This is a genomic window from Streptomyces sp. NPDC046881 (assembly GCF_040645015.1).
Classification (GTDB): Bacteria; Actinomycetota; Actinomycetes; order Streptomycetales; family Streptomycetaceae; genus Streptomyces.
Window position 1 is genome coordinate 64,999 of record NZ_JBEYXJ010000006.1, and the last position, 25,309, is coordinate 90,307.

23 protein-coding genes and 1 tRNA gene are annotated in these 25,309 nt (G+C 72.0%); 14 read left to right on the plus strand and 10 right to left on the minus strand.

All coding sequences use genetic code 11. The features are described 5' to 3' along the window. Positions 1 to 29 precede the first annotated feature (29 nt). Positions 30 to 512, plus strand: a complete 483-nt coding sequence (locus ABZ923_RS05290; RefSeq protein ID WP_361467199.1) for an Lrp/AsnC family transcriptional regulator — start codon at positions 30 to 32, stop codon at positions 510 to 512. Between the two features lie 17 nt (positions 513 to 529). On the opposite strand, the gene ABZ923_RS05295 is transcribed toward ABZ923_RS05290, so the two are convergent. Continuing rightward, a complete protein-coding gene (locus ABZ923_RS05295; protein ID WP_361467071.1) occupies positions 530 to 1,117 on the minus strand; it encodes a TetR/AcrR family transcriptional regulator in 588 nt (195 codons plus the stop codon). Further along, positions 1,114 to 2,628 (minus strand): 3-hydroxyacyl-CoA dehydrogenase, encoded by a 1,515-nt coding sequence (locus ABZ923_RS05300; RefSeq protein WP_361467074.1) that lies wholly within the window; start codon positions 2,626 to 2,628, stop codon positions 1,114 to 1,116. Before ABZ923_RS05300 ends, ABZ923_RS05295 begins: the two co-directional genes overlap by 4 nt. Positions 2,629 to 2,787: 159 nt before the next feature. Here ABZ923_RS05300 and paaN point away from each other — a divergent pair, with 159 nt between their 5' ends. Continuing rightward, positions 2,788 to 4,479 carry a phenylacetic acid degradation protein PaaN gene (gene paaN / locus ABZ923_RS05305; protein WP_361467077.1) on the plus strand — a complete coding sequence of 564 codons (1,692 nt, stop codon included), beginning with the start codon at positions 2,788 to 2,790 and terminating at the stop codon, positions 4,477 to 4,479. Positions 4,480 to 4,557: 78 nt separating this feature from the next. On the opposite strand, the gene ABZ923_RS05310 is transcribed toward paaN, so the two are convergent. Genes ABZ923_RS05310 through ABZ923_RS05320 form a run of 3 tightly spaced genes read right to left on the minus strand, consistent with a single transcriptional unit; the run spans position 4,558 to position 7,273 of the window. Further along, positions 4,558 to 5,310 (minus strand): TrmH family RNA methyltransferase, encoded by a 753-nt coding sequence (locus tag ABZ923_RS05310; RefSeq protein ID WP_361467080.1) that lies wholly within the window; start codon positions 5,308 to 5,310, stop codon positions 4,558 to 4,560. Next, the gene (locus tag ABZ923_RS05315) at positions 5,307 to 6,518 is read right to left on the minus strand and encodes an HTTM domain-containing protein (RefSeq protein WP_361467083.1); all 1,212 of its coding nucleotides are present in this window, start codon (positions 6,516 to 6,518) and stop codon (positions 5,307 to 5,309) included. The genes ABZ923_RS05310 and ABZ923_RS05315 overlap by 4 nt, the downstream gene beginning before the upstream one ends. After that, positions 6,515 to 7,273: a DUF5819 family protein gene (locus tag ABZ923_RS05320; protein WP_361467202.1), complete on the minus strand. Its 759-nt coding sequence runs from the start codon at positions 7,271 to 7,273 to the stop codon at positions 6,515 to 6,517. The genes ABZ923_RS05315 and ABZ923_RS05320 overlap by 4 nt, the downstream gene beginning before the upstream one ends. A 447-nt stretch (positions 7,274 to 7,720) precedes the next feature. Here ABZ923_RS05320 and paaA point away from each other — a divergent pair, with 447 nt between their 5' ends. From paaA to ABZ923_RS05350, 6 genes are all read left to right on the plus strand, one after another. Beyond that, the gene (gene paaA, locus ABZ923_RS05325; protein WP_361467085.1) at positions 7,721 to 8,716 is read left to right on the plus strand and encodes a 1,2-phenylacetyl-CoA epoxidase subunit PaaA; all 996 of its coding nucleotides are present in this window, start codon (positions 7,721 to 7,723) and stop codon (positions 8,714 to 8,716) included. Beyond that, positions 8,713 to 9,000: a 1,2-phenylacetyl-CoA epoxidase subunit PaaB gene (gene paaB / locus ABZ923_RS05330; protein WP_030640248.1), complete on the plus strand. Its 288-nt coding sequence runs from the start codon at positions 8,713 to 8,715 to the stop codon at positions 8,998 to 9,000. The genes paaA and paaB overlap by 4 nt, the downstream gene beginning before the upstream one ends. Then, on the plus strand, positions 8,997 to 9,728 hold the full coding sequence (paaC, locus tag ABZ923_RS05335; RefSeq protein WP_361467088.1) for a 1,2-phenylacetyl-CoA epoxidase subunit PaaC: 732 nt from the start codon (positions 8,997 to 8,999) through the stop codon (positions 9,726 to 9,728). The genes paaB and paaC overlap by 4 nt, the downstream gene beginning before the upstream one ends. Beyond that, positions 9,722 to 10,258 (plus strand): 1,2-phenylacetyl-CoA epoxidase subunit PaaD, encoded by a 537-nt coding sequence (paaD, locus tag ABZ923_RS05340; protein ID WP_361467091.1) that lies wholly within the window; start codon positions 9,722 to 9,724, stop codon positions 10,256 to 10,258. The genes paaC and paaD overlap by 7 nt, the downstream gene beginning before the upstream one ends. Then, positions 10,258 to 11,322, plus strand: coding sequence for a 2Fe-2S iron-sulfur cluster-binding protein (locus ABZ923_RS05345; protein WP_361467094.1), 1,065 nt, complete (start codon positions 10,258 to 10,260; stop codon positions 11,320 to 11,322). Before paaD ends, ABZ923_RS05345 begins: the two co-directional genes overlap by 1 nt. A gap of 168 nt (positions 11,323 to 11,490) precedes the next feature. After that, positions 11,491 to 12,633, plus strand: a complete 1,143-nt coding sequence (locus ABZ923_RS05350; RefSeq protein WP_361467096.1) for an acyl-CoA dehydrogenase family protein — start codon at positions 11,491 to 11,493, stop codon at positions 12,631 to 12,633. Between the two features lie 38 nt (positions 12,634 to 12,671). On the opposite strand, the gene ABZ923_RS05355 is transcribed toward ABZ923_RS05350, so the two are convergent. The 4 genes from ABZ923_RS05355 to ABZ923_RS05370 form a co-directional block, all read right to left on the minus strand. Beyond that, positions 12,672 to 13,001, minus strand: coding sequence for a rhodanese-like domain-containing protein (locus ABZ923_RS05355; RefSeq protein ID WP_361467205.1), 330 nt, complete (start codon positions 12,999 to 13,001; stop codon positions 12,672 to 12,674). Between the two features lie 49 nt (positions 13,002 to 13,050). Continuing rightward, complete coding sequence (locus ABZ923_RS05360; protein ID WP_361467099.1) at positions 13,051 to 13,863, minus strand: hypothetical protein; 813 nt, start codon at positions 13,861 to 13,863, stop codon at positions 13,051 to 13,053. An 85-nt stretch (positions 13,864 to 13,948) separates the two neighbouring features. Further along, entirely contained in the window at positions 13,949 to 15,379 is a 1,431-nt protein-coding gene (locus ABZ923_RS05365) for a DUF2252 domain-containing protein (RefSeq protein ID WP_361467102.1), read from the minus strand. Positions 15,380 to 15,730: 351 nt separating this feature from the next. Next, a tRNA-Leu gene (locus ABZ923_RS05370) sits at positions 15,731 to 15,814 on the minus strand. Positions 15,815 to 16,230: 416 nt separating this feature from the next. On the opposite strand from ABZ923_RS05370, the gene ABZ923_RS05375 reads away from it, so the two are divergent. From ABZ923_RS05375 to pknB, 6 genes are all read left to right on the plus strand, one after another. Further along, positions 16,231 to 17,085, plus strand: coding sequence for a DUF3662 and FHA domain-containing protein (locus ABZ923_RS05375; RefSeq protein ID WP_361467105.1), 855 nt, complete (start codon positions 16,231 to 16,233; stop codon positions 17,083 to 17,085). Between the two features lie 10 nt (positions 17,086 to 17,095). Further along, positions 17,096 to 17,623 carry an FHA domain-containing protein gene (locus ABZ923_RS05380; RefSeq protein WP_361467108.1) on the plus strand — a complete coding sequence of 176 codons (528 nt, stop codon included), beginning with the start codon at positions 17,096 to 17,098 and terminating at the stop codon, positions 17,621 to 17,623. A 140-nt stretch (positions 17,624 to 17,763) separates the two neighbouring features. Then, complete coding sequence (locus ABZ923_RS05385) at positions 17,764 to 19,332, plus strand: Stp1/IreP family PP2C-type Ser/Thr phosphatase (protein WP_361467207.1); 1,569 nt, start codon at positions 17,764 to 17,766, stop codon at positions 19,330 to 19,332. A gap of 27 nt (positions 19,333 to 19,359) precedes the next feature. Beyond that, entirely contained in the window at positions 19,360 to 20,802 is a 1,443-nt protein-coding gene (locus ABZ923_RS05390) for an FtsW/RodA/SpoVE family cell cycle protein (RefSeq protein ID WP_361467111.1), read from the plus strand. Beyond that, the gene (locus tag ABZ923_RS05395; RefSeq protein WP_361467114.1) at positions 20,799 to 22,286 is read left to right on the plus strand and encodes a penicillin-binding protein 2; all 1,488 of its coding nucleotides are present in this window, start codon (positions 20,799 to 20,801) and stop codon (positions 22,284 to 22,286) included. Before ABZ923_RS05390 ends, ABZ923_RS05395 begins: the two co-directional genes overlap by 4 nt. A gap of 195 nt (positions 22,287 to 22,481) precedes the next feature. After that, complete coding sequence (gene pknB, locus ABZ923_RS05400; protein WP_361467116.1) at positions 22,482 to 24,476, plus strand: Stk1 family PASTA domain-containing Ser/Thr kinase; 1,995 nt, start codon at positions 22,482 to 22,484, stop codon at positions 24,474 to 24,476. 60 nt (positions 24,477 to 24,536) lie between these two features. Here the strand turns inward: pknB and ABZ923_RS05405 are convergent, their stop codons facing one another. Next, positions 24,537 to 25,295, minus strand: a complete 759-nt coding sequence (locus tag ABZ923_RS05405; protein ID WP_361467119.1) for a class E sortase — start codon at positions 25,293 to 25,295, stop codon at positions 24,537 to 24,539. Between the last annotated feature and the right edge of the window lie 14 nt (positions 25,296 to 25,309).

Genomic DNA, 25,309 nt, shown 5'->3' on the forward strand with positions numbered 1-25,309 from the left:
GGAAGCGGGGGGACATGGGACCTGAACAAATGGCCGACGGGCCGCAGGACGGCGCCGCGCTGCCGCCGCGCCCGCTGGACGCCATCGATCAGGACATCCTGCGGATCCTCCAGGCGGACGGCCGCGCCTCGATACGGTCGGTCGCCGAACGCGTCCACGTCTCGCGCGCCAACGCCTACGCGCGCATCAACCGGCTCGTCGAGGACGGGGTGATCCGGGGCTTCAGCGCGCGCGTGGACCACGAGCGGGCCGGCCACGGCACATCGGCGTACATCACGCTGAAGATCGTCCAGAACACCTGGCGCACGGTCCGCGAACAGCTCAGGCAGCTGCCCGGCGCCTCCCACATCGCGCTGGTCGGCGGCGACTTCGATGTGCTGCTGCTGGTGCACACGCCCGACAACAGGGCGCTGCGCGAGCTGGTGCTGACCCGGCTCCAGGCGATTCCGGAGGTGCTGAGCACCCGGACGCTGCTGGTGTTCGAGGAGGAGGACCTGGAGCCGGAGACCTGAGGGCCGGACGGCCGGGGTCAGTCGTGGCGCAGCCCGGAGAAGACCAGCCGGACCACAGCCTCGGCCACCTCCCGGTCGCTCGCGCCCCGCACGTCCGGCCGGTACCACTCCACGATGGAGTTGATCATGCCGAAGACCAGCCGGGTGGCCAGCCTGACCTCCACGTCCCCGCGCACGTCCCCGTCGGCCGCCGCCGCCTTCAGCAGCTCGGCGACCCGGTGGTCGAAGTCGCGGCGCCGCTCCAGCGCCCACCGCTCGGTCTCGGTGTTGCCCCGCACGCGCAGCAGCAGCGTCACATAGGGCAGCTCGGCTATGAGCACCTCGACCATGCGGCGCACGACGTGCTCCAGCCGGTCGGCGGGCCGCCCCGCGCGCGCGTGCTCCTCGTCCAGGATGGCGAAGAGCCCGTCCAGGGCGCGGCTGACGGCCCGCCGGAGCAGCTCCTCCTTGCCGCTGACGTGGTGGTAGATCGACGACTTGGAGATGCCGGCCGCCTTGGACAGGTGCTCCATGGAGGTGCCGTCGTAGCCGCGCTCGTTGAAGACCCGCACGGCGACGGAGAGCAGCGTCTCGGGGGTGTAGGTGTCGCGCCGGGCCGTGGTCATGAGGTGCCCTCCTGCTTGCCGGCGGCGTGCCCGTGGCGGTACAGCGCGAGCGAGGGCGCGCACCGCCCGGAGGGGTCCCGCAGGTTCAGCTCCTCCAGCAGGTCGTGCGCCCAGAGCCGGCCGAGCCTGCGGTTCCACTCGAAGGGGCCCAGGGGGTAGTTGACGCCGAGGCGCATCGCGGTGTCGACGTCCTCCTCGGTGGCCACGCCCTTGGCGACGGCGTCGTACGCGAGGTCGACGATCCGGGCGACCGTGCGGGCGACGATCATGCCGGGGACGTCGCCGATGACGCTGACCTTCTTGCCCAGTGCCTGGAAGAGGCCGACGGCCTCGGCGACGGTCCGGGCGGGGGTGTCCTGGGCGGCGGACAGGGCGATGCGGGTGGCCTCGCGGTAGTCCAGTGCGAGGTCGAAGTAGACGACGTCGTCGAACTCCACGGAGGTCTGGCCGTCGGCGAGGACGAGCTGGCCGCCACTGGGCAGCACCAGCCGGGTGCCGTCGTCCTCGCCCTCCTCGCGCACCGTGATGCCCGCCTCGCGGATCATCGTGAGCAGTTCGGCGGCCGGACCCAGGTCGCCCTCGGCGATGATGTAGGCGGGCGGCTGCTCCCGGTCGGCGGTGTGCGGTTCGGGCCGCTCGGCGCCGTCCCGGTAGTCGTACCAGCCGCGCCCGGTCTTGCGGCCGAGCCGGCCGGACTCCACCAGCCGGCGCTGGGCCAGGGAGGGGGTGAAGCGCACGTCGTGGAAGAAGGACTGCCACACCGAGTGGGTCACGGACTCGTTGACGTCCTGACCGATCAGGTCGGTCAGCTCGAAGGCACCCATCCTGAAGCCGCCCGACTCGCGCAGGACCGCGTCGATGGTGGCGGGGTCGGCCGCCTGGGACTCGTAGACGGCGAAGGCCTCGGCGTAGAAGGGCCGGGCGATGCGGTTGACGATGAACCCGGGGGTGTCGGCGCAGGCCACCGGGGTCTTGCCCCAGGCGCGGGCGGTCTCGTACGCGCGCGTGGCCGACGTGACGTCGGTGGCGAACCCGGAGACCACCTCGACCAGCGGCAGCAGCGGCGCCGGGTTGAAGAAGTGCAGGCCGACGAAGCGGCCCGGGTGGCGCAGCGCACCGCCGATCGCCGTCACCGACAGCGAGGAGGTGTTGGTGGCGAGCAGGCAGTCGTCGGCGACGATCTCCTCCAGCTCGCCGAAGAGCCGCTGCTTGACGTCCAGCCGCTCCAGGACGGCCTCCACGACCAGGGCGCAGTCGGCCAGCTCCGCGAGGCTGTCGGCGGGCTTGAGGCGGGCGCGGGCCGCGTCCCGGTCGGTGCCGGTGAGCCGGCCCTTCTCCGCCAGCCGGTCGAGCCGGGCGCCGATCGCTTCGGCCGCGTCCCGGGCCCGCCCGGGTGCGGCGTCGTACAGCCGTACGGGGTGGCCGGCGACCAGCGCGACCTGGGCGATTCCCTGGCCCATGGTGCCGGTGCCGACCACGGCCACGGGGCTGCTGAGGTCGAGTGCTGTCATGTGCGCGATCCTCCCGCACGGGGTTTTCCACAGATGCGGCGGACCCCCTTGAACCGACCGATCGTTCGGTTACTCTAGCTCTGACCGTCCCATCCCGCTGCTCTTTCCGCCAGGTCCCGAGCTCGACGAAGAGTTCTCCAGACGAGGAGTTGGTCCCGCATGGCCGCCGAACTGACCGCCCACGAGCTGATCGAGAAGCACCGGCCCACGCTCGACCAGGCCCTGGAAGCGATCCGCACGCGCGCGTACTGGTCCCCGCACCCCGAGCACCCCAAGGCGTACGGCGAGAACGGCAGCCTGGACGCGGCGGCGGGCAAGGCCGCCTTCGACGCCCTGCTGGGCACCCGCCTGGACCTGGGCCAGCCCGGCACGGACGACTGGGTGGGCGGCGAGGTATCGCCGTACGGCATCGAGCTGGGCGTGACGTACCCGCACGCGGACATCGACGTGCTGCTGCCGGCCATGCAGGCCGGGCAGCGGGCCTGGCGGGACGCCGGGCCGGAGGTCCGCGCGGTGGTCTGTCTGGAGATCCTCAAGCGGATCGGCGACCGGACGCACGAGTTCGCGCACGCCGTCATGCACACCAGCGGCCAGGCCTTCATGATGGCGTTCCAGGCCGGCGGCCCGCACGCCCAGGACCGCGGCCTGGAGGCGGTGGCGTACGCGTACGCGGAGCAGGTCCGCACCCCCGAGGCGGCCGAGTGGACCAAGCCCCAGGGCAAGCGCGACCCGCTGGTGCTGACCAAGGCCTTCACGCCGGTCCCGCGCGGGATCGGCCTGGTCATCGGCTGCAACACCTTCCCGACCTGGAACGGCTACCCGGGCCTGTTCGCCTCCCTGGCCACCGGCAACGCGGTCCTGGTCAAGCCGCACCCGCGCGCGGTGCTGCCGCTCGCGCTCACCGTCCAGGTCGCCCGGGACGTGCTGGCCGGGGCGGGCTTCGACCCGAACCTGGTCGCGCTGGCCGCCGAGCGCCCCGGCGAGGGCATCGCCAAGACCCTCGCCACCCGCCCCGAGATCAAGGTCATCGACTACACCGGGTCGACGTCCTTCGGCGACTGGCTGGAGGCCAACGCCCGCCAGGCCCAGGTCTACACGGAGAAGGCCGGCGTCAACACGGTGATCGTGCACTCCACGGACGACTACAAGGGCATGCTGTCCAACCTGGCGTTCTCGCTGTCCCTGTACAGCGGCCAGATGTGCACCACCCCGCAGAACCTGCTCATCCCCCGCGACGGCATCACCACCGACCAGGGCCCCAAGACCTTCGACGAGGTCACCGCCGACCTCGCCCGCGCGGTCGACGGCCTGCTCGGCGACGACGCGCGCGCGAACGCCCTGCTCGGCGCCATCGTCAACCCGGACGTCAAGGCCCGCCTGGAGGCCGCGGCCGGTCTCGGCGAGGTCGCCCTCGCCTCCCGTGAGATCGCCAATCCGGAGTTCCCGGGCGCGGTGGTCCGCACGCCCGTCATCGTCAAGCTGGACGGCGCCAAGCCGGACGACGAGGCCGCCTACATGAGCGAGTGCTTCGGCCCCGTCTCCTTCGCCGTCGCCGTCGACTCGCTGACCGACGCGGTGGAGCTGCTGCGCCGCACGGTCCGGGAGAAGGGCGCGATGACGGTCGGCGCGTACACCACGGACGCCGAGGCCGAGGAGGCGATCCAGGAGGTGTGCCTGGAGGAGGCCGCCCAGCTGTCGCTCAACCTGACGGGCGGGGTCTACGTGAACCAGACGGCCGCCTTCTCCGACTTCCACGGCTCGGGCGGCAACCCGGCGGCGAACGCGGCCCTGTGCGACGGCGCCTTCGTGGCGAACCGCTTCCGGGTCGTCGAGGTCCGCCGGGAGGCCTAAGGGCCTGTCGTTGGGATCATGCCGGGCTCGCGGGCCCTGGCACCGCGCCCTGATCCGGCCTGATCCAAACGAAAGACCCTAGACCGAGAAGGCGGCGCCGGTCGCACTCCAGTGGTACAGCGTCATCGCCACGCTGGTGGCGAGGTTGTAGCTGGAGACCTGGGGGCGCATCGGAAGGCGCAGCAGGTGGTCGGCTCGGGCGCGCAGTTCCGGTGACAGGCCGGTGCGTTCCGAGCCGAAGGCCAGCACGGCGTCGTCGGGCAGCTTGGTGGCGCGGATGTCCTCGCCCTCCGGGTCGAGGGCGAACAGCGGGCCGGCGGGCAGCTCGTCGACGCCGAGCCGCTCGACGGCGGTCGCGAAGTGCAGGCCCGCGCCGCCCCGCAGCACCGTGGGATGCCAGGGGTCGAGGGTGCCCGTGGTGACCACGCCGGTCGCCCCGAAGCCGGCGGCCAGCCGGATCACGGCGCCCGCGTTGCCGAGGTTGCGGGGGTTGTCCAGGACCACGACGGGCGCGGTGCGGGGCGTACGGGCGAGCGAGCGCAGGTTGGCCTCGCGGGAGGGCCGTACCGCGAGCGCGGCCACCCCGGTCGGATGGGGGCGCGGGACGAGCGAGGCGTAGGCCGGCTCGGGCACCTCCGCCAGGAGGGCCTCCAGGGCGTCGCGCACGTCCCCGGCCAGGTCCTCGGCGAGGGCGAGCGCGGCCTGCCGGTCGGTGGTGACCGCGACCGGCACCTCGGCCCCGAAGCGCAGCGCGTGCTTCAGCGCGTGGAAGCCGTCGAGCAGCACGGCGGTGTCCGCGTGCGCGCGCCAGCGGCTCAGCGGATCGCTCATGCCGTGAACCCTACGCGGTCCGCCGCGCTCTCCTCGGGCGAGCGCGGGCCGGGTACCGTACGGCCGGCCCGCCGGACGAGCCGCCCCCGCGCGCGTGCGGCCAGGTCGCCCAGCCGGCGCAGGAAGGACGTCGGCAGGAACACCGCGTCCGCGGTGATCATCGCCAGCGAGAAGAACGGCAGGCCGAGGACGACCGCGATCACCGCGTGCTCGGTCATCATCAGCACCAGCAGCACGTTTTTGGCCCGCCGGTTGAGCAGCGTGAACGGGAAGGCGATCTGCACCATGACCGTCCCGTAGGTCACGATCATCATGATCGTGCCGCTGGACGACATCAGGTCGGCCAGGGCGGGCCAGGGCGAGAAGTAGTCCAGGTGGAGCGGGTAGTAGACGGCGGTGCCGTCCTGCCAGCGCGAGCCCTGGATCTTGTACCAGCCGGCCGTGGCGTAGATCAGGCAGGCCTCCGCCATGATCACGGCCAGCGCGCCGTTGTGGAGCACGTTGGCGACGACGTCGAGCAGGATCCGCGGCTGCTCCCAGGCCGCCCGGCGGCCGACGGCCCACCACAGGCCGAGCCCGGCCCAGGCCGTCCACAGCAGCGCCGGGACCAGCCAGCCGTTGTCGAACCGCCCGGTCAGCGTCGCCGTACCGAGTGCCGCGCCCAGCACCGCCCACAGCACCGGGCCCACCCGGTCGGCCGGCACCCGCTCCCCGCGCGCGGGGGCCGCCTCGCCCTGGGCCGCGCGCCGCGCGTCCAGGGACCACACCTGCCCGCAGCGGGTGAACACCAGGTAGAAGGCCATCAGGTGCAGCACGTTGTCGCCGCCGTCGCCGACGAACACGCTGCGGTTCTGCAGCGACAGCACGCCCACCATGAACAGCAGGGACGCGGTCCGGGTGCGCCAGCCCAGCAGCAGGGCCGCGCTCGCGAGGATGGCCAGGGTGTAGCAGCACTCGAACCAGAGCCGCCCGTCGGACCACAGCAGCGCCGAGAAGGCGTGGTTGTCGGCGGTCAGCTGCTTGGCGAGGTTCCAGCCCCACGGTCCGGAGGGGCCGTACAGCTCCCGACGGTGCGGGAACTCGCGCAGCAGGAACAGCAGCCAGGTCCCGGCGAAGCCGATCCGGACCACGGCGCTCTGGTACGGCCCGAGGGCCGCCTCGGTGACCCGGGCGACACCACGCGACAGCGTCAGCGAGAGTCGGTTCACCGCACACCTCCCGCGGCCTCGTCGGACGTCAGGGACCACCAGGGCAGCAGGCGGTAGGCGGGCTTGTCGGACACCCGCTCACGGCTCCACGGCGGCGGCTGCACATTGGTGGTGCTGGAACGGACCTGCACGCGCTGGATCACGCCCTCCCGGCTCGTCGGATCGTCCCGGTACAGGCGCATCACCACGATCCGCCGCAGGTACTGCTCGGACAGGGAGCCGCGCGGGCCGACGGGACGGTTGTCGGTGCCGTGCGTGGCGGCGAAGAAGTCCCAGGCCCGGCGTAGCTCGTTCTGCTGGGTGTGGCTGGGCACCGGGTTGCCGTCGATGGCGGCGCCGTCCTGCGCGGACAGGTCGGTCCAGCCGGTGGTGCGCAGCCCGCCGTCCCGCATCCGTACCTCCGCGCGAACCTGTACGGCGATGTTCTGCTGCAGCGGGTTCGGGGCGAACAGCTTCCAGTTCTGCTCGAACTCCGGGTACACCCACTCCTCTATCGCCTTGCCGTGCTGCTTCGTCACCGTGTTGGCGGGGGCGAGGCTGAGGAACACCATCAGCAGGTGCACACAGGCGGCCACGGCGACCACCGCGAGCGCTACCGCGGCCCCGATCTGGTAGCGGGGGGAGAGGGCGGCGACGCCGGTGCGGGGCGCGGGTGCGGGGGGCTCGGGCGGTTCCGCGGGCTCTTCCGGGAGACGCGTCCCGGCCGGCCCGTCCGGGCCCTGTGGGCCCCGCGGATCCTCGTCGTACGCGTCCATTCCGTCCCGTCCCCCGTTTCGGCTCATGCGGTCAGCCCGGTGTGCTGCCCGGTGTACTGCTCGGTCGTGCGGCCCGGCCGTCCGGCCCGGCGGTACGGCCGGGCGGACGCGCGGCGCCGTCACAGGCGCCGCATGCGGCACGAGCGCCACGTCCCGGCGCCCGCACGGAACGGTACTCAGCCCCGGGCACCGGGCGCAGCCCCGGGTACGGGCCGAACCACGGTGGTCCTCGCCACGCGGCGGGTGTACGGGGGCGTCCCACGAGGCCCGACCGCACCGCGGCAGACCCCTCCGGCGCCTTGTCCACAGGCGGGGCGAGCAGTTTTCCACAGCGGTTGACACCCCGCCGGGCCCGGCACACCATGGAACACGCACGGACCGAACGATCGGTCGGGACGCTTTCACTCGGACAGAGTTCACCGCAGAGCCCGAGGTCAGGGGGACCGCATGGCCACAGCAGCCGCGCAGCGCACGGCACCGGACACCGTCGACACGGCGGCCTACCAGCACGCCTTCGACGCGGCCGTGGCCGCCGACGAACGCATCGAACCGCGCGACTGGATGCCCGACGCCTACCGCGCGACCCTGGTCCGGCAGATCGCCCAGCACGCGCACTCCGAGATCATCGGCATGCAGCCGGAGGCCAACTGGATCACCCGCGCGCCCTCGCTGCGCCGCAAGGCGATCCTGATGGCCAAGGTCCAGGACGAGGCCGGCCACGGCCTGTACCTCTACAGCGCGGCCGAGACCCTCGGCACCAGCCGCGACGAGCTGCTCGACAAGCTGCACGCCGGCCGCCAGAAGTACTCCTCGATCTTCAACTACCCCACCCTGACCTGGGCCGACGTCGGCGCGATCGGCTGGCTGGTGGACGGCGCCGCGATCACCAACCAGGTCCCGCTGTGCCGCTGCTCCTACGGCCCGTACGCCCGGGCGATGGTGCGGATCTGCAAGGAGGAGTCCTTCCACCAGCGCCAGGGGTACGAACTGCTGCTGGCCCTCAGCAAGGGCACCCCGGAGCAGCACGCCATGGCCCAGGACGCGGTGGACCGCTGGTGGTGGCCGTCACTGATGATGTTCGGCCCGCCCGACGACGCGTCCCAGCACTCCGCGCAGTCGATGGAGTGGAAGATTAAGCGCCACTCCAACGACGAGCTGCGCCAGCGCTTCGTGGACATCTGCGTCCCGCAGGCCGAGTCCCTGGGCCTCACCCTGCCCGACCCGGAGCTGCGGTGGAACGAGGAGCGGGGGCACTACGACTTCGGTCCGATCGACTGGACGGAGTTCTGGGAGGTCCTCAAGGGCAACGGCCCCTGCAACGAGCAGCGGATCACCCAGCGCAGGCGCGCCCACGAGGAGGGCGCCTGGGTACGGGAAGCAGCCGCGGCCTACGCGGCCAAGCACGCCGGCGACACCGGTGAGACGGGAGCGACGCGAGCATGAGCACCACCGACTGGCCCCTGTGGGAGGTCTTCGTGCGCTCCAGGCGCGGCCTCTCCCACACCCACGCCGGCAGCCTGCACGCGCCCGACGCCGAGCTGGCCCTGCGCAACGCCCGCGACCTGTACACCCGGCGCGGCGAGGGCGTCTCCATCTGGGTCGTCCCGGCCGCCGCGATCACCGCGTCCTCACCGGACGAGAAGGACCCGTTCTTCGAGCCGGCCGCCGACAAGCCCTACCGGCACCCGACCTTCTACGACATCCCGGAAGGGGTGAAGCACCTGTGACCGCCACGGGCCCCGCCACCGTCCCGGTGACCGCCGCGCTCGCCCTCGGCGACGACGCCCTGGTGCTCTCCCACCGCCTGGGGGAGTGGGCCGGGCACGCCCCCGTCCTGGAGGAGGAGGTCGCCCTCGCCAACATCGCCCTGGACCTGCTCGGCCAGGCCCGGGTGCTGCTGTCGATGGCCGGCGACGAGGACGAGCTGGCCTACCTGCGGGAGGAGCGCGCCTTCCGCAACCTCCAGCTGGTCGAGCAGCCGAACGGCGACTTCGCACACACCATCGCCCGCCAGCTGTACTTCTCCGCCTACCAGCACCTCCTCTACGCCGAACTCGCCGCCGGGGACGGCCCGTTCGCTCCGCTGGCCGCGAAGGCGGTGAAGGAGGTCGCCTACCACCGCGACCACGCCGAGCAGTGGACGCTGCGGCTCGGCGACGGCACCGAGACCAGCCACGAGCGGATGCGGCGGGCCTGCGACGCGCTGTGGCGGTTCACCGGGGAGATGTTCCAGCCGGTGGAGGGCCTCGACGCCGACTGGGCCGGCCTGGAGCAGCGCTGGCTGGAGTCCGTCACCGACGTGCTCGGCCGGGCCGGCCTCGCCCTCCCCGAGGGCCCGCGCACCGGCGCCTGGTCGGCGGGCGCCGGCCGGCAGGGCCTGCACACCGAGCCGTTCGGCCGGATGCTCGCCGAGATGCAGCACCTGCACCGCAGCCACCCGGGGGCGTCGTGGTGACCGCCACCACCGCCCTGGAAGCGGAGCTGCTGGAGCTGGCCGGCGCGGTCCCCGACCCCGAACTGCCCGTGCTCACCCTGCGGGAGCTGGGCGTGCTGCGCGCGGTGCACCTCCGGGGCAGTGACGCGGTGCAGGTCGACCTGACCCCGACCTACACCGGCTGCCCGGCCCTGGAGGCGATGAGCGTCGACATCGAGCGGGTGCTGCGCGCCCACGGCATGCGCGAGGTCACCGTCCGCACGGTGCTCTCCCCCGCCTGGTCGACGGACGACATCACCCCCGAAGGGCGCGAGAAGCTCCGGGAGTTCGGCATCGCTCCCCCGCGCGTGCGCCACGACGGCGGCCCGGTGCCGCTGTCCCTGGGCCCCACCCGCACCCACGACACCGCCACCGCCACCGAGCCGGTCCGCTGCCCGCACTGCGGGTCGGCCGACACCGAGCTGCTGAGCCGGTTCTCCTCCACCGCGTGCAAGGCGCTGCGCCGCTGTCTGTCCTGCCGTGAACCGTTCGACCACTTCAAGGAGTTGTGATGGCCCGCTTCCACCCGCTCCCGGTGGCCGCGGTCGACCGGCTCACCGACGACTCCGTCGCCCTCACCCTCACCGTCCCGCCCGAGCTGCGCGAGGAGTACCGGCACGCACCCGGCCAGCACCTCGCACTGCGCCGCCGGGTCGACGGCATGGAGATCCGGCGCACCTACTCGATCTGCTCCCCCGCCCCCGATCCGGCCGGCGAGGGCCCGAGCAGCCTGCGGGTGGGGGTCCGGCTGGTCGACGGCGGGGCCTTCTCGACGTACGCGCTCAAGGAGATCGCCGTCGGGGACGAGCTGGAGGTGATGACCCCGGCGGGCCGCTTCACGCTGGACCCGGCGCCGGGTCTGTACGCGGCGATCGTCGGCGGCAGCGGCATCACCCCGGTGCTGTCCATCGTCGCCACGCTGCTGGCGCGCGAACCCGAAGCCCGGTTCTGCCTGGTACGCAGCGACCGTACGGCGGCCTCGACGATGTTCCTGGAGGAGGTCGCCGACCTGAAGGACCGCTACCCCGAGCGGCTGCAGCTGGTGACCGTGCTCTCCCGGGAGGAACAGCAGGCGGGACTGCCGTCCGGCCGGCTCGACCGGGAGCGGCTCACGGGGCTGCTGCCCGCGCTGCTGCCGGTGGAGCGGGTGGCGGGCTGGTTCCTGTGCGGGCCGTACGGGCTGGTGCAGGGCGCGGAGCAGGCGCTGCGCGGGCTGGGCGTGGCGCGGGGCCGGATCCACGAGGAGATCTTCCACGTGGACGCGGGGTCGGCTCCGGCGGCCATGGTCGCGGCACCCGCGCACAGCACCGTCACCGCACGGCTCGACGGTCGCGGCGGCAGCTGGCCGGTGCGGGAGGGCGAGTCGTTGCTGGACGCGGTGCTGCGCAACCGGCCCGACGCGCCCTACGCCTGCAAGGGCGGGGTGTGCGGGACCTGCCGGGCCTTCCTGGTCGCGGGCGAGGTGCGCATGGACCGCAACTTCGCGCTGGAGACGGAGGAGACGGAGGCCGGATATGTGCTGGCCTGCCAGTCGCATCCGCTGACGGAAAGGGTGGAGCTGGACTTCGACCGCTGACGCGTCCGCCCGCGTCCGCCCGCGTCCGTCCCCATCCGTTCGCGTCGGTTCGCGTCCGTTCCCTTCTCCTAGCACCTGTTCTATCTTGACGCTCCGTCAGTTCCACGCGGCCGCGTCCGGACGACCGGACGCGCTGCCGGAAGACCGGACCCGCCAGGAGGACAGGCCGTGGACTTCACCTTCACCGAGGAGCAGCGGGCGGCGGCCGAGGCGGCGCGGGGGGTGTTCGCCGGGGTCGCGCCGGACGCGGTGCCCAGTCCGGCGCTGACCACCGGCGCCGTGGCCGAGGGCTTCGACCGGGCGCTGTGGTCCCGGCTCGCCGACGCCGACCTGCTGAGTCTGCTGCTGGCCGAGGAGCACGGCGGCGCGGGCCTGGACGCGATCGCGCTGTGCCTGGTGCTGCGCGAGGCCGGCCGGGTGCTCGCCCGGGTGCCCCTGCTGGAACACAGCGCCGCCGCCGCGGCCGTGCAGGCCTACGGCGGTCCCGGACTGGCGGACCGGCTGGCGGACCGGGCCGGCCGGGGCGAGCTGGTGCTGACCGTCGCGGCCCAGGGCCGTACCGGCCACGACCCGGCCGAGCAGGCCGTCACCGCGCGGCGGGAGGGGCCGGCGTGGCTCCTGGACGGGGTGCAGACGGCGGTGCCGTGGGCGTACGACGCGGACTTGATCGTCGTACCGGCCCACGTCGAGGGCGCGGCGGGCGACCGGACCGTGCTGGCGCTGGTGCCGCGGGAGGCGGCGGGGCTGGTGCTCGCCGAGCAGGTCTCCACCAGCGGTGAGCGGCTGGCCGAGCTGCGGCTGCGGTCGGTACGGGTGGAGCCGGGCGAGGTGATCGAGGCCGACGGCGCCTGGGAGTGGCTGCACGCGCTGCTGGTGACGGGCACGTGCGCGCTGGCGCTCGGGCTGGGCGAGCAGGTGCTGCGGATGACCGGTGAGTACACCGGCAAACGGGAGCAGTTCGGGTACCCGATCGCGACGTTCCAGGCGGTGGCCGTGCAGGCCGCGGACCGGTACATCGACCTGCGCGCCATGGAGGCCACCCTGTGGCAGGCCGCGTGGCGGATCTCCTCGGGGGCACCGGGTGCGCTGCCCGTCGCCGGGGACCTCGCCGTGGCGAAGATCTGGGCGGCGGAGGGGGTGCGGCGGGTGGTGCAGACGGCACAGCACCTGCACGGCGGGTTCGGCGCCGACACCGACTATCCGCTGCACCGCTACCACGCCTGGGCCAAGCACCTGGAGCTGGCGCTCGGCCCGGCGGCGGCGTACGAGGAACGGCTCGGCGACCTGCTGGCCGCGCATCCCCTCGCCTGACACCCCCGCCACTCGGCTGCCGGGGGCCGTCAGGGCGGCTACAGGACGAAGCCCGGCTTGCCCTCGTCGGTGACGACCGGGCGGCCGGTGGTCTGCCAGTGCTGCATGCCGCCGTCGACGTTGACCGCGTCGATGCCCTGCTGGACCAGGTACATCGTGACCTGGGCGGAGCGGCCGCCCGAGCGGCAGATGACGTGGACACGGCCGTCCTGCGGGGCGGCCTCGGTCAGCTCGCCGTAGCGGGCCACGAACTCGCTGATGGGAATGTGCAGGGCTCCCTCGGCGTGGCCCGCCTGCCACTCGTCGTCCTCGCGGACGTCCAGCAGGAAGTCGCCGTCCTTGAGGTCCGCGATCTGGACCGTGGGCACACCAGCTCCGAAATTCATGGCTCCGACGCTACCCGAAGCCCGGGGCGGGTCAGTCCCGCCCGGACAGGGAGGCCAGTTCCGCCTCCCGCTGGGCGATGTCCGCGCGCAGCCGGCCGGCGATCTCGTCGAGCAGCCCGTCGGGGTCGTCCGGGGCGAGCCGGAGCATGCCGGCGATCGCGCCCTCCTCCAGTTCCCGGGCCACGAGGGTGAGCAGTTCCTTGCGCTGGGCGAGCCATTCGAGGCGGGCGTACAGCTCCTCGGCGGGGCTCGGGCGGCGCTCGGGCGGTACCGGCCCGGCCGCCCACTCTTCGGCCAGCTCCCCGAGCAGGGCCTCGTCACCGCGGGCGTAGGCGGCGTTGACCCGGCTGAGGAACTCCTCCCGCCGCTTCTGCTCCGCTTCCTCCTGGGCCAGGTCGGGGTGGGCCTTGCGGGCCAGCTCGCGGTAGAGCCTGCGGGCCTCCTCGCTGGGGCGTACCCGCTGCGGGGGCCGTACCGGCTGGTCCGTGAGCATGGCGACGGCCTCCGGGAACAGGCCGTCACCGTCCATCCAGCCGTGCAGCAGGTCCTCCACGCCGGGCATCGGCAGCACCCGGGCGCGGGCCTCCTGCGCACGGCGGATGTCCTCGGGGTCACCCGTGCGGGCGGCCTTCGCCTCGGCGATCTCGGCGTCCAGCTCCTCGATGCGGGCGTAGAGCGGGCCGAGGCGCTGTTCGTGCAGGCGGGCGAAGTTCTCGACCTCTACGCGGAAGGTCTCCACGGCGATCTCGTACTCGATCAACGCCTGCTCGGCGGCCCGCACGGCCTGTTCCAGCCGCTCCTCGGGGCGGGGGGCCTGGGACTGGTCGGCTTCCGGGGTCGTCACCCGCCCAGCGTAGCCGCTGCCCCCGCCCGGACCGGGGTGCGGTTCCCGGCTCCCGGTAAACCCTCACCACACCCCGGGAACCCCTTCACACCCCCGGCTCGGCCTCGATCCGTCCCGCCCGGATGCCCGCGATCAGGCGGGCGTGGTCCGCCTCCGTGCGGTCGGCGTAGGCGACGGCGAAGGCGCCGATCGCCTCGTCCAGCTCCTCGTTCTTGCCGCAGTACCCGGCGATCAGCCGCGGGTCGGCGCTGTGGGAGTGGGCGCGGGCCAGCAGGGCGCCGGTCATGCGGCCGTAGTCGTCGACCTGGTCGGCGGCGAGGGCGGCCGGGTCGACACTGCCCTTGCGGTTGCGGAACTGGCGCACCTGGTACGGACGCCCCTCCACGGTGGTCCAGCCGAGCAGGGTGTCGCTGACGACCTGCATCCGCTTCTGCCCGAGGACCACCCGGCGGCCCTCGTGCGGCACCGCGGGCGCCTCGAAACCGGCGGTGACCAGGTGCGGGAGGAGCGCGGAGGGGCGGGCCTCCTTCACCTGCAGGACCAGGGGCTCGCCGCGGTGGTCGAGCAGCAGGACGACGTAGGACCGGGTGCCGACGCTGCCGGTGCCGACCACGCGGAAGGCGACGTCGTGCACGGCGTGCCGGGCGAGCAGGGGGTGGCGGTCCTCGCCGAGCGTGTCGAGGTACGCCTCCAGGGACGCGGCGACCGCGGCGGCCTCGGCGTCCGGGATGCGGCGCAGCACCGGCGGGGCGGGCACGAACCGGCGTCCGCCGTCGGGCGCCGCCTCGGTCGACTTCGCGGCGAACCGGCCGCTGGTGTTGGCCCGGGCCTTCTCGGAGACCCGCTGGAGCGTGCCGAGCAGGTCGTGGGCGTCGGTGTGGGAGACGAGCTCCTCGTCCGCGATGGCGTTCCAGGCGTCGAGCACCGGCAGCTTGGCGAGCAGCCGCATGGTGCGGCGGTAGGCGCCGGCCGCGTCCTGGGCCGCGGCGCGGCAGACGTCCTCGTCGGCGCCCGCCTCCCGGCCGGCGAGCACCAGCGAGGCGGCGAGCCGCTTGAGGTCCCACTCCCAGGGGCCGTGCACGGTCTCGTCGAAGTCGTTGAGGTCGATGACGAGGTCGCCGCGGGCGTCGCCGTACAGGCCGAAGTTGGCGGCGTGCGCGTCACCGCAGATCTGGGTGCCGATCCGGGTCGTGGGGGTGCGGGCGAGGTCGTACGCCATGAGTCCGGCGGCGCCGCGCAGGAAGGCGAACGGGGTGGCCGCCATCCGGCCCACCCGCAGCGGGGTCAGCTCGGGGATGCGCCCGGCGTTGGACTCGGCCACCGCGCTCACCGCGTCGGGCCGGGCGGGGTCCGGGTCGAACGCGCCGTGGGCGGAGCGCGGCACGCTCGTCCGGAGCGCCTTGCCCTCCTCCTTCGGCGAGCCCTGCGGCGGCCACGGGGCGAACCCGCGCACCCGGGGCAGCCGGCGCACGCCCCCGTCCGCCGCGTCCGCCGCACCCGCACCGCTTCCGGTCACACCGACCGCCTCCCCGGACCAGCCGGACGCACGGGCGCCGGCACGAACATCAACTCGGGGAGACCGTACAACCGGTGACCGGAACGCGTCAGACCCCGCGGAGGACTCCGCCGACGTGGCGGCCGTGGCCGGCGCCGGAGACCGAGCCGCCGTCCAACATGAACATGACGCTCGCGCCCGGAGACCGCTCCCGCGCACGGCGGCAACAGCACATCCCCGCCCGTGAGATAGCTCACCGACGAGACCAACAGCGCCCGGCTGTGCGGCGTCTCACGCTTCGGAACACAACGAGAAACGGGCCCCCGCCGTGACTTCCGTCACCGGCAGAGACCCGTTTCATCGGTTTCTCTGTGCGCGAGGGGGGAGTTGAACCCCCACGCCCTTGCGGGCACTGGAACCTGAATCCAGCGCGTCTGCCTATTCCGCCACCCGCGCATTGGGTGTGTCTTCCGGTTCCGACCCTTTCGGGCTGGCCCCTTCCGACATGCAGAACATTAGCACGTCGTACGGGGTGGATTCACATCGCTTCCCGCCCGCCCCGCCCCGCCGCGCGGGACGGCGCTCGGACGGGCGTGCGTATCAGGGAGACGTGCTTCTCGTATCAACCTCGTACCGGTCCCGGTCATCTCCCCCGGAGGCGGACCGGGTCCACAGCCGGGTGCGGGACACTGGTTGTGGCCCGCCTCTACGATCCATGGCAGCAGGACACGCGCCAGGAGTTCCAAGGGGAGCCGCTGGGGGAACCGGCTGATTGGCGGGCGCGTAGATACGATCAGTAAGCAGTACCGGCAGTACCCGGCAAGGCAGCGGCACAGCAGGCAAGACGACGGCAGGGACGGAGGAGGTGCCCCATGGGAGTCCTGAAGAAGTTCGAGCAGCGTCTCGAAGGTCTGGTGAACGGCACCTTCGCCAAGGTCTTCAAGTCCGAGGTCCAGCCCGTGGAGATCGCCGGAGCGCTCCAGCGGGAGTGCGACAACAACGCCACGATCTGGAACCGCGACCGGACCGTCGTACCCAACGACTTCATCGTGGAGCTGAGCGCGCCGGACTACGAGCGCCTCAGCCCCTACTCCGGACAGCTCGGCGACGAGCTGGCCGGCATGGTGCGCGACTACGCCAAGCAGCAGCGCTACACCTTCATGGGTCCGATCAAGGTCAACCTGGAGAAGGCCGAGGACCTGGACACCGGCCTGTACCGGGTGCGCTCGCGCACCCTGGCCTCCTCCAGCAGTCAGCCGGCGGCGCCGCAGGCGCCCGCCGGACGCCCCGCGCCGAGCGCCCCGGGCGGTTACGGCTACCCGCCGGCCGCCCCCGCGGGCGCGCCCCCGATGCCGGCCGCGCCGCCGCCCGGCGCCCGCCCCGGCGGGTACGGCTACCCGCAGCCCGCCACCCAGCGGCCCGCCGCGGCCCCGATGAGCGGCGCGCGCACCCGCTACTGGATCGAGATCAACGGCACCCGCCACCAGATCTCCCGCCCGACGCTGGTGCTGGGCCGCAGCACCGACGCCGACGTGCGGATCGACGACCCCGGCGTCTCCCGCCGGCACTGCGAGATCCGGACCGGAACGCCCTCGACGATCCAGGATCTCGGCTCCACCAACGGCATCGTGGTGGACGGGCAGCACACCACCCGCGCTACGCTCCGCGACGGCTCGCGGATCGTCGTGGGCAGCACCACCGTTATCTATAGGCAAGCCGAAGGGTGAAGCGGGGGCAATGTCAGAGCTGACCCTCACGGTCATGCGGCTGGGTTTCCTGGCCGTACTGTGGCTGTTCGTGATCGTGGCCGTGCAGGTCATCCGGAGCGACCTGTTCGGTACGCGCGTCACCCAGCGCGGATCGCGTAGGGAGGCGGCCCGGCCGCAGCAGTCCGGCCGGCAGCAGACCCGGCAGCAGGCCGCTCCGCCGCCGCAGCGCGCCCAGCAGGGCGGCGGCCGCCGGGGCCGCAACGCCCCCTCCAAGCTGGTCGTGACCGAAGGCACACTGACCGGCACCACCGTCGCGCTGCAGGGCCAGACGATCACCCTGGGCCGGGCGCACGACTCCACGATCGTGCTGGACGACGACTACGCCTCCAGCCGCCATGCCAGGATCTACCCGGACCGCGACGGCCAGTGGATCATCGAGGATCTCGGCTCCACCAACGGCACCTACCTGGACCGGTCCCGGCTGACGACCCCCACGCCGATCCCGCTGGGCGCGCCGATCCGCATCGGCAAGACCGCAATCGAGCTGCGGAAGTAGTGCTACGTCATGAATAAGCGCGAGCGGAGCGAGCACGCAGCGGCAGGCCGCCACCCGGTCTCCGGCGCGCTCCCAACCGGAGGGTGGGCAGTGTGGCTCGACACGACCGGCTGTACCCGGAGCCGACGGGCGAGGTGCGCATGAGTCTGTCACTGCGCTTTGCCGCCGGATCGCACAAAGGCATGATCCGGGAGGGCAACGAGGACTCCGGTTACGCCGGTCCGCGCCTGCTCGCCATCGCCGACGGCATGGGCGGCCAGGCCGCGGGCGAGGTCGCCTCCTCCGAGGTGATCTCCACCCTGGTCACACTCGACGACGACGTGCCCGGCTCCGACATCCTCACCTCCCTCGGCGTGGCCGTGCAGCGCGCCAACGACCAGCTGCGCTCCATGGTCGAGGAGGACCCCCAGCTCGAAGGCATGGGCACCACCCTCACCGCGCTGCTGTGGACCGGCCAGCGCCTCGGCCTGGTGCACGTCGGCGACTCGCGCGCGTACCTGCTCCGCGACGGGGTGCTCACCCAGATCACCCAGGACCACACCTGGGTGCAGCGGCTGGTGGACGAGGGCCGGATCACCGAGGAAGAGGCCACCACCCACCCGCAGCGCTCCCTGCTGATGCGCGCCCTCGGCAGCGGCGACCACGTCGAACCCGACCTGTCGATCCGTGAGGTCCGGGCCGGCGACCGCTACCTGATCTGCTCCGACGGCCTGTCCGGCGTGGTCTCCCACCAGACGATGGAGGAGACCCTCGCCAGCTACCAGGGCCCGCAGGAGACCGTGCAGGAACTGATCCAGCTCGCGCTGCGCGGCGGCGGCCCCGACAACATCACCGTCATCGTCGCCGACGTGCTCGACCTGGACACCGGCGACACCCTCGCCGGCCAGCTGTCCGACCAGCCGGTCGTGGTCGGCGCCGTCGCCGAGAACCAGCACCACCTGCACGACAACGGCATCATGCAGACCCCGGCCGGCCGCGCCTCCCACCTGGGCCGCCAGGGCCAGGGGCACGGCGGCGGCGAGTTCGGCCCGCCCGGCTCCGGCGACACCACCGGTTACGTCCCGGCCGGCGGCTTCGGCGACTACGCCGAGGACGAGCTGACCAAGCCGCGCAAGCAGCGCAGATGGCTGAAGACCTCGCTCTACGGCGCCCTGGCCCTCGCCGTCGTCGGCGGCGGCCTGTACGGCGGCTACCGCTGGACGCAGACCCAGTACTACGTCGGCGCCAAGGACGAGCACGTCGCGCTGTACCGCGGGATCAGCCAGGACCTGGCCTGGGTGTCGCTGTCGAAGGTGGAGAAGGACCACCCCGAGATCGAACTCAAGTACCTGCCGCCGTACCAGCAGAAGCAGGTGAAGGCCACGATCGCGGAGGGCGGGCTGCAGGCGGCCCGGACCAAGGTCGAGGAGCTGGCCGTGCAGGCCTCCGCCTGCCGCAAGCAGGCCGAGCGCAAGGCCGCCGAGACCGAGAAGAACGCCCAGAAGGGCGCCGGGAAGACCGGCGGCACGAAGGGCACCACCACGCAGACCGCCTTCACCAAGGCCTCCCCGACCCCGAACCCGTCGGCCTCGAAGACGTCCCCGGCGTCCCCGACCTCGCCGGCGTCCCCTTCGAAGTCTCCGTCCACGACCCCGTCCGCGACCCCCAGCCCCGGCCCCACTCTCTCGGAGGACGAGCAGAAGGTCGTCTCGCTGTGCGGTAAGCAGTAGGCAAGCCGTGAGAGGCCCTGTCACACGATGAGCAGTACTACGAACCCGTCGACGCATCACACGTCCACGATCGGCGCCATCGGCGCGCCGAGCCGTCGCAACACCGAGCTGGCCCTGCTGGTCTTCGCCGTGGTCATCCCGGTGTTCGCCTACGCCAACGTGGGCCTCGCCCTCGACGGCCAGGTCCCCGCGGGCCTGCTGAGCTACGGCCTCGGGCTCGGTCTGCTGGCCGGCGTCGCCCACGTCGCCGTACGCAAGTTCGCGCCGTACGCGGACCCGCTGCTGCTGCCGCTGGCCACCCTGCTCAACGGGCTCGGCCTGGTGTGCATCTGGCGGCTGGACCAGTCCAAGCTGCTGCAGTCGCTGCCGAACTTCGTCACGGCCGCGCCCCGCCAGCTGCTGTACACGGCCCTGGGCATCGCCCTGTTCGTCGTGGTTCTGATCTTCCTGAAGGACCACCGCGTCCTGCAGCGCTACACGTACATCTCCATGTTCAGCGCGCTGGTCCTGCTGATCCTGCCGCTGGTACCGGGCCTCGGCGCCAACATCTACGGCGCGAAGATCTGGATCAACATCCCCGGTCTCGGCTCCCTGCAGCCCGGTGAGTTCGCGAAGATCGTCCTGGCCGTCTTCTTCGCCGGCTACCTGATGGTCAAGCGCGACGCCCTGGCCCTCGCCAGCCGCCGCTTCATGGGCCTGTACCTGCCGCGCGGCCGCGACCTCGGCCCGATCCTGGTCGTCTGGGCGATCTCGATCCTCATCCTGGTCTTCGAGACGGACCTCGGCACCTCGCTGCTGTTCTTCGGAATGTTCGTCATCATGCTGTACGTCGCCACCGAGCGGACCAGCTGGATCGTCTTCGGTCTGCTGATGTCCGCGGCGGGCGCGGTCGGCGTGGCCAGCATCGAGCCGCACGTGAAGAGCCGCGTCCAGTCCTGGCTCGACCCGATGCGCGAGTACACCCTCAGCCGCCAGGGCCAGGCCGGCCACTCCGAGCAGCTCCAGCAGGCGCTGTGGGCCTTCGGCTCCGGCGGCACCCTCGGCAGCGGCTGGGGCCAGGGCCACTCGGACCTGATCCGGTTCGCCGCCAACTCCGACTTCATCCTCGCCACCTTCGGCGAGGAGCTGGGCCTGGCCGGCATCATGGCGATCCTGCTGATCTACGGCCTGATCGTGGAACGCGGCGTGCGCACCGCCCTCGCCGCCCGCGACCCGTTCGGCAAGCTGCTCGCCGTCGGCCTGTCGGGCGCCTTCGCCCTCCAGGTCTTCGTGGTGGCCGGCGGTGTCATGGGCCTCATCCCGCTGACCGGTATGACCATGCCGTTCATGGCGTACGGCGGTTCCTCCGTGCTGGCGAACTGGGCCCTGATCGGCATCCTCATCCGCATCAGTGACACCGCGCGCCGCCCGGCGCCCGCCCCCGCCGCCAACCCCGACGCCGAGATGACCCAGGTGGTCCGCCCGTCATGAACAAGCCCCTGCGCCGGATCGCGATCTTCTGCGGCCTCCTCGTCCTCACCCTGCTGCTGCGGGACAACTACCTGCAGTACGTGCGGGCCGACAAGCTCAAGGACGACCCGAACAACCGCCGTGTCACCATCGCCCGCTACGCCACCCCGCGCGGCGACATCATCGTGTCGGGCGGCGACCCGATCACCGGCTCCACTCTGACCAGCAAGACCGGCCTGAACGACCTCAAGTACAAGCGCACCTACAAGAACGGCCCCATGTGGGCACCGGTCACCGGCTACGCCTCGCAGGCCTTCGGCGCCACCCAGCTGGAGTCCCTCGAGGACGGCATCCTCACCGGCAACGACGACCGGCTGTTCTTCCGCAAGACCCTCGACATGATCACCGGCAAGGAGCAGCAGGGCGGCAACGTCGTCACCACGCTGAACGCCGCCGCGCAGAAGGCCGCGTACGACGGCCTGAAGAAGCAGGGCGGCAAGGGCGCGGTCGTCGCGCTCGACCCCTCCACCGGCAAGATCCTGGCGCTGGCCTCCTACCCGTCGTACGACCCCTCGTCCTTCGCGGGCAACACCAACGACGACGCCGCGGCCTGGAAGAAGCTCCAGAAGAAATACAACCCCAACGACCCGATGCTGAACCGGGCGCTGCGCGAGACCTACCCGCCGGGCTCCACCTTCAAGGTGGTCACGGCCGCCGCGGCGCTGGAGAACGGCAAGTACACCTCGGCCGACGAGAAGACCGACTCGCCGCTGCCGTGGACCATGCCGGGCACCACGACCCAGCTGAAGAACGAGGGCAACATCCCGTGCGAGAACGCGACCATGCGGGTCGCGCTCCAGTACTCCTGCAACACCGTCTTCGGCAAGATCGGCTCCGACCTCGGCAACGACAAGATGCTCGAAGAGGCGAAGAAGTTCGGCTTCGACTCCGAGCAGTTCACCCCGGTCCGCTCCAGCTCCTCGGTGTTCTCCGACGACATGAACCAGTCGCAGACCGCGCTGTCCTCCATCGGCCAGTACAACACCGCCGCCACCCCGCTGCAGATGGCCATGGTCGCCTCCGCGGTCGCCAACGACGGCAAGCTGATGAAGCCGTACATGGTCGACTCGCTCCAGTCCTCCAACCTGGACCCGGTCGCCACGACCAAGCCGGAAGAGCTGAGCCGGCCGCTGTCGCCGAAGAACGCGCAGATACTGCAGGACATGATGAAGACGGTGGTCGAGAAGGGCACCGGCACGCGCGCGAAGATCGACGGCGTCACGGTCGGCGGCAAGACCGGTACCGCCCAGCACGGTGTCGAGAACAGCGAGAACCCGTACGCGTGGTTCATCTCCTACGCCAAGCTGCCCGACGGCAGCTCCCCGGTCGCCGTGGCCGTGGTGATCGAGGACGAGGGCGCCAACCGCGACGACATCTCCGGTGGCGGCCTGGCCGCGCCGATCGCGAAGAACGTCATGGAGGCGGTCATCGACTCCAAGAAGTGACCGCCACCGATCACCGGGAGTGAGGCCGCTCACATCCCCTTCACATCGCCGCACGTTGCGATACCGGTCCTGTATCGGGTTACGGGCTTGGCCAGGTCACACAGAGCGAGCCGGGTACGGTAGGCCCGGACGGCAGCCTCCGGCCGTGCACACGGGTGCGCGGCCGAGACCGACGGAGAGGGCTGGTAGGTAGCTATGGAAGAGCCGCGTCGCCTCGGCGGCCGGTACGAGCTGGGCCAGGTGCTCGGCCGCGGTGGCATGGCAGAGGTCTACCTCGCGCATGACACCCGCCTCGGCCGCACCGTGGCGGTGAAGACGCTGCGTGCGGACCTCGCACGCGACCCGTCCTTCCAGGCCCGGTTCCGCCGGGAGGCCCAGTCGGCCGCCTCGCTCAACCATCCCGCGATCGTCGCGGTCTACGACACGGGCGAGGACTACATCGACGGGGTCTCCATCCCGTACATCGTGATGGAGTACGTCGACGGATCCACGCTCCGCGAGCTGCTCCACTCCGGCCGCAAGCTGCTGCCCGAGCGCGCGATGGAGATGACCATCGGCATCCTCCAGGGCCTGGAGTACGCGCACCGCAACGGCATCGTCCACCGCGACATCAAGCCGGCCAACGTCATGCTGACCCGCAACGGCCAGGTCAAGGTGATGGACTTCGGCATCGCCCGGGCCATGGGCGACGCCGGCATGACCATGACCCAGACCGCGGCGGTCATCGGCACGGCCCAGTACCTCTCCCCGGAGCAGGCCAAGGGCGAGCAGGTCGACGCCCGCTCGGACCTGTATTCGACGGGCTGTCTGCTCTACGAACTGCTGACGGTACGGCCCCCCTTCGTGGGCGACTCCCCGGTGGCCGTGGCCTACCAGCACGTCCGGGAGGAACCCCAGCCCCCGTCGGTCTTCGACCCGGAGATCACGCCGGAGATGGACGCGATCGTCCTGAAGGCGCTGGTCAAGGACCCGAACTACCGCTACCAGTCGGCCGACGAGATGCGCGCCGACATCGAGGCGTGCCTGGACGGCCAGCCGGTCGCGGCCACCGCCGCGATGGGCGCGGTCGGCTACGGCGGCTACCCCGACGACCAGCAGACCACCGCCCTGCGCTCGGACGCCCCGGCCGGGGCGACCGCCATGCTCCCGCCGATGAACCCGGACGACGGCGGCTACGGCTACGACGACCGCCCGGACCGCCGCCGCCAGCAGAAGAAGTCCAACACCTCCACGATCCTGCTGGTGGTCGCGGGCCTGCTGGTCCTGGTCGGCGCGATCCTGATCGGCAAGTGGGCGTTCAGCGGCAAGGACGCGGCCGACGGCCGGGTGGCCGTGCCGTCGTTCGTGGGCCAGCCGGAGAAGACGGCCCGCAAGATGGCCCGGAACGTCGACCTGAAGGTCTCGGTCAGCAAGAAGGCCTGCGAGGACCAGGCCACCGGCAACGTCTGCTCCCAGAACCCGAATCAGGGCACGAAGGTCGACAAGAACAGCACCGTCACCCTGGTGGTGTCCACGGGCGCGCCCAAGGTTCAGGTGCCGGACGTGCTCGGCGCCCAGTTCGCCGACGCGGAGTCCCAGCTGAAGGCGAAGGGCTTCCAGGTCGACAAGAAGACCGAGGTCTCGGACCGCACGCCCGGTGTCGTCACCAACCAGGACCCGCCGGGTGGCACCAGCAAGGAGAAGGGCTCCACGATCACCCTCACGGTCGCCAAGCCCCAGGAGAAGGTGACCGTCCCCGACGTCACCGGCAAGTCCTGTGACGAGGCGAAGGCCGAACTCCAGGCCAAGGGCCTGGCACCGACCTGCAACGACACCCCGGTCACCGACCCCGCCCAGGACGGCAAGGTGCAGAACACCAACCCGGCCGCCGGTCAGCAGGTCGTCAAGAACACCAACGTGGTGATCAACGTCGGCAAGGCGCAGAACACCCAGGTGCAGGTGCCGGCCGTCCAGGGGCAGAAGCTCAAGGACGCCAGGAAGCTGATCGAACAGGCGGGCCTGGTGGTCGGCAACATCACCGGCTCGCAGGACGACAACGCCATCGTGTTCACGTCGGACCCCGGCCAGGGCAACACGGTCAACAAGGGCACGACGATCAACCTGGTCACCATCGGGGGCCAGGGCGGAAACGGCAACAACGGCGGCAACGACGGCGGCGGCGGCAACATCTTCGGCGGCGTCACCGGCTGACCCGTCCCGCACACACGTGGGCCCCTGCCGGGACATCCCGGCAGGGGCCCTCGCGCTTGCTCAGCGCAGCTCCGCCGGCGGCGTCCGCCTGCCGTCCACCTTCTCCACCCGGACCAGCTCCCCCCACACCACGTACCGGTAGCGGGAGGTGTAGACGGGCGTGCAGGTCGTCAGGGTGATGTAGCGGCCGGGCTTCTCCTTGCCGGACTCCTTGGGGACCGGTGAGAGGACCTTGACGTTGTACTTGGAGGTCTCGGGGAGGACCGCGTAGGCCTTGTAGACGTACCAGTCGTCCCGGGTCTCGAAGACGATCGGGTCGCCCTTCTCGATCCTGTCGATGTTGTGGAACTTCGCGCCGTGACCGTCCCGGTGGGCGGCGAGGGCGAAGTTGCCGTTCTTGCCGGTGGTGGGCAGCGCGGCCTTGACCGGGTCGGTGTAGTAGCCGGCCACACCGTCGTTGAGGACGTCCGTGCCGGTGCCCTTCTCGACCAGCACCTCGCCGTTCCCCATGGCCGGCACGTGCAGGAACCCGATGCCGTCCTTCGTGTCGAGCGCGCCGGGACCGGACTCCTGCTGCTGCGCCCAGTCCTCGCGCACCCTGTCGGCCTGCCGGTCGGCCTTGCGGTCCGCTATCACGTTCGTCCACCACAGCGAGTAGACGACGAACAGGCCGAGCAGCACGCCCGCCGTGATGAGGAGCTCCCCGAAGACGCTGACCGCCAGCGCGATCCGGCCGGGGCGCCGGCGGCGCGGGGCCGTATCCGGAACCGGTTCGGACGCGTCCGTGGTCTCGTCGGTCTCGTCGGCGGTCGCTGCCACAGTTCCTCTGCCCC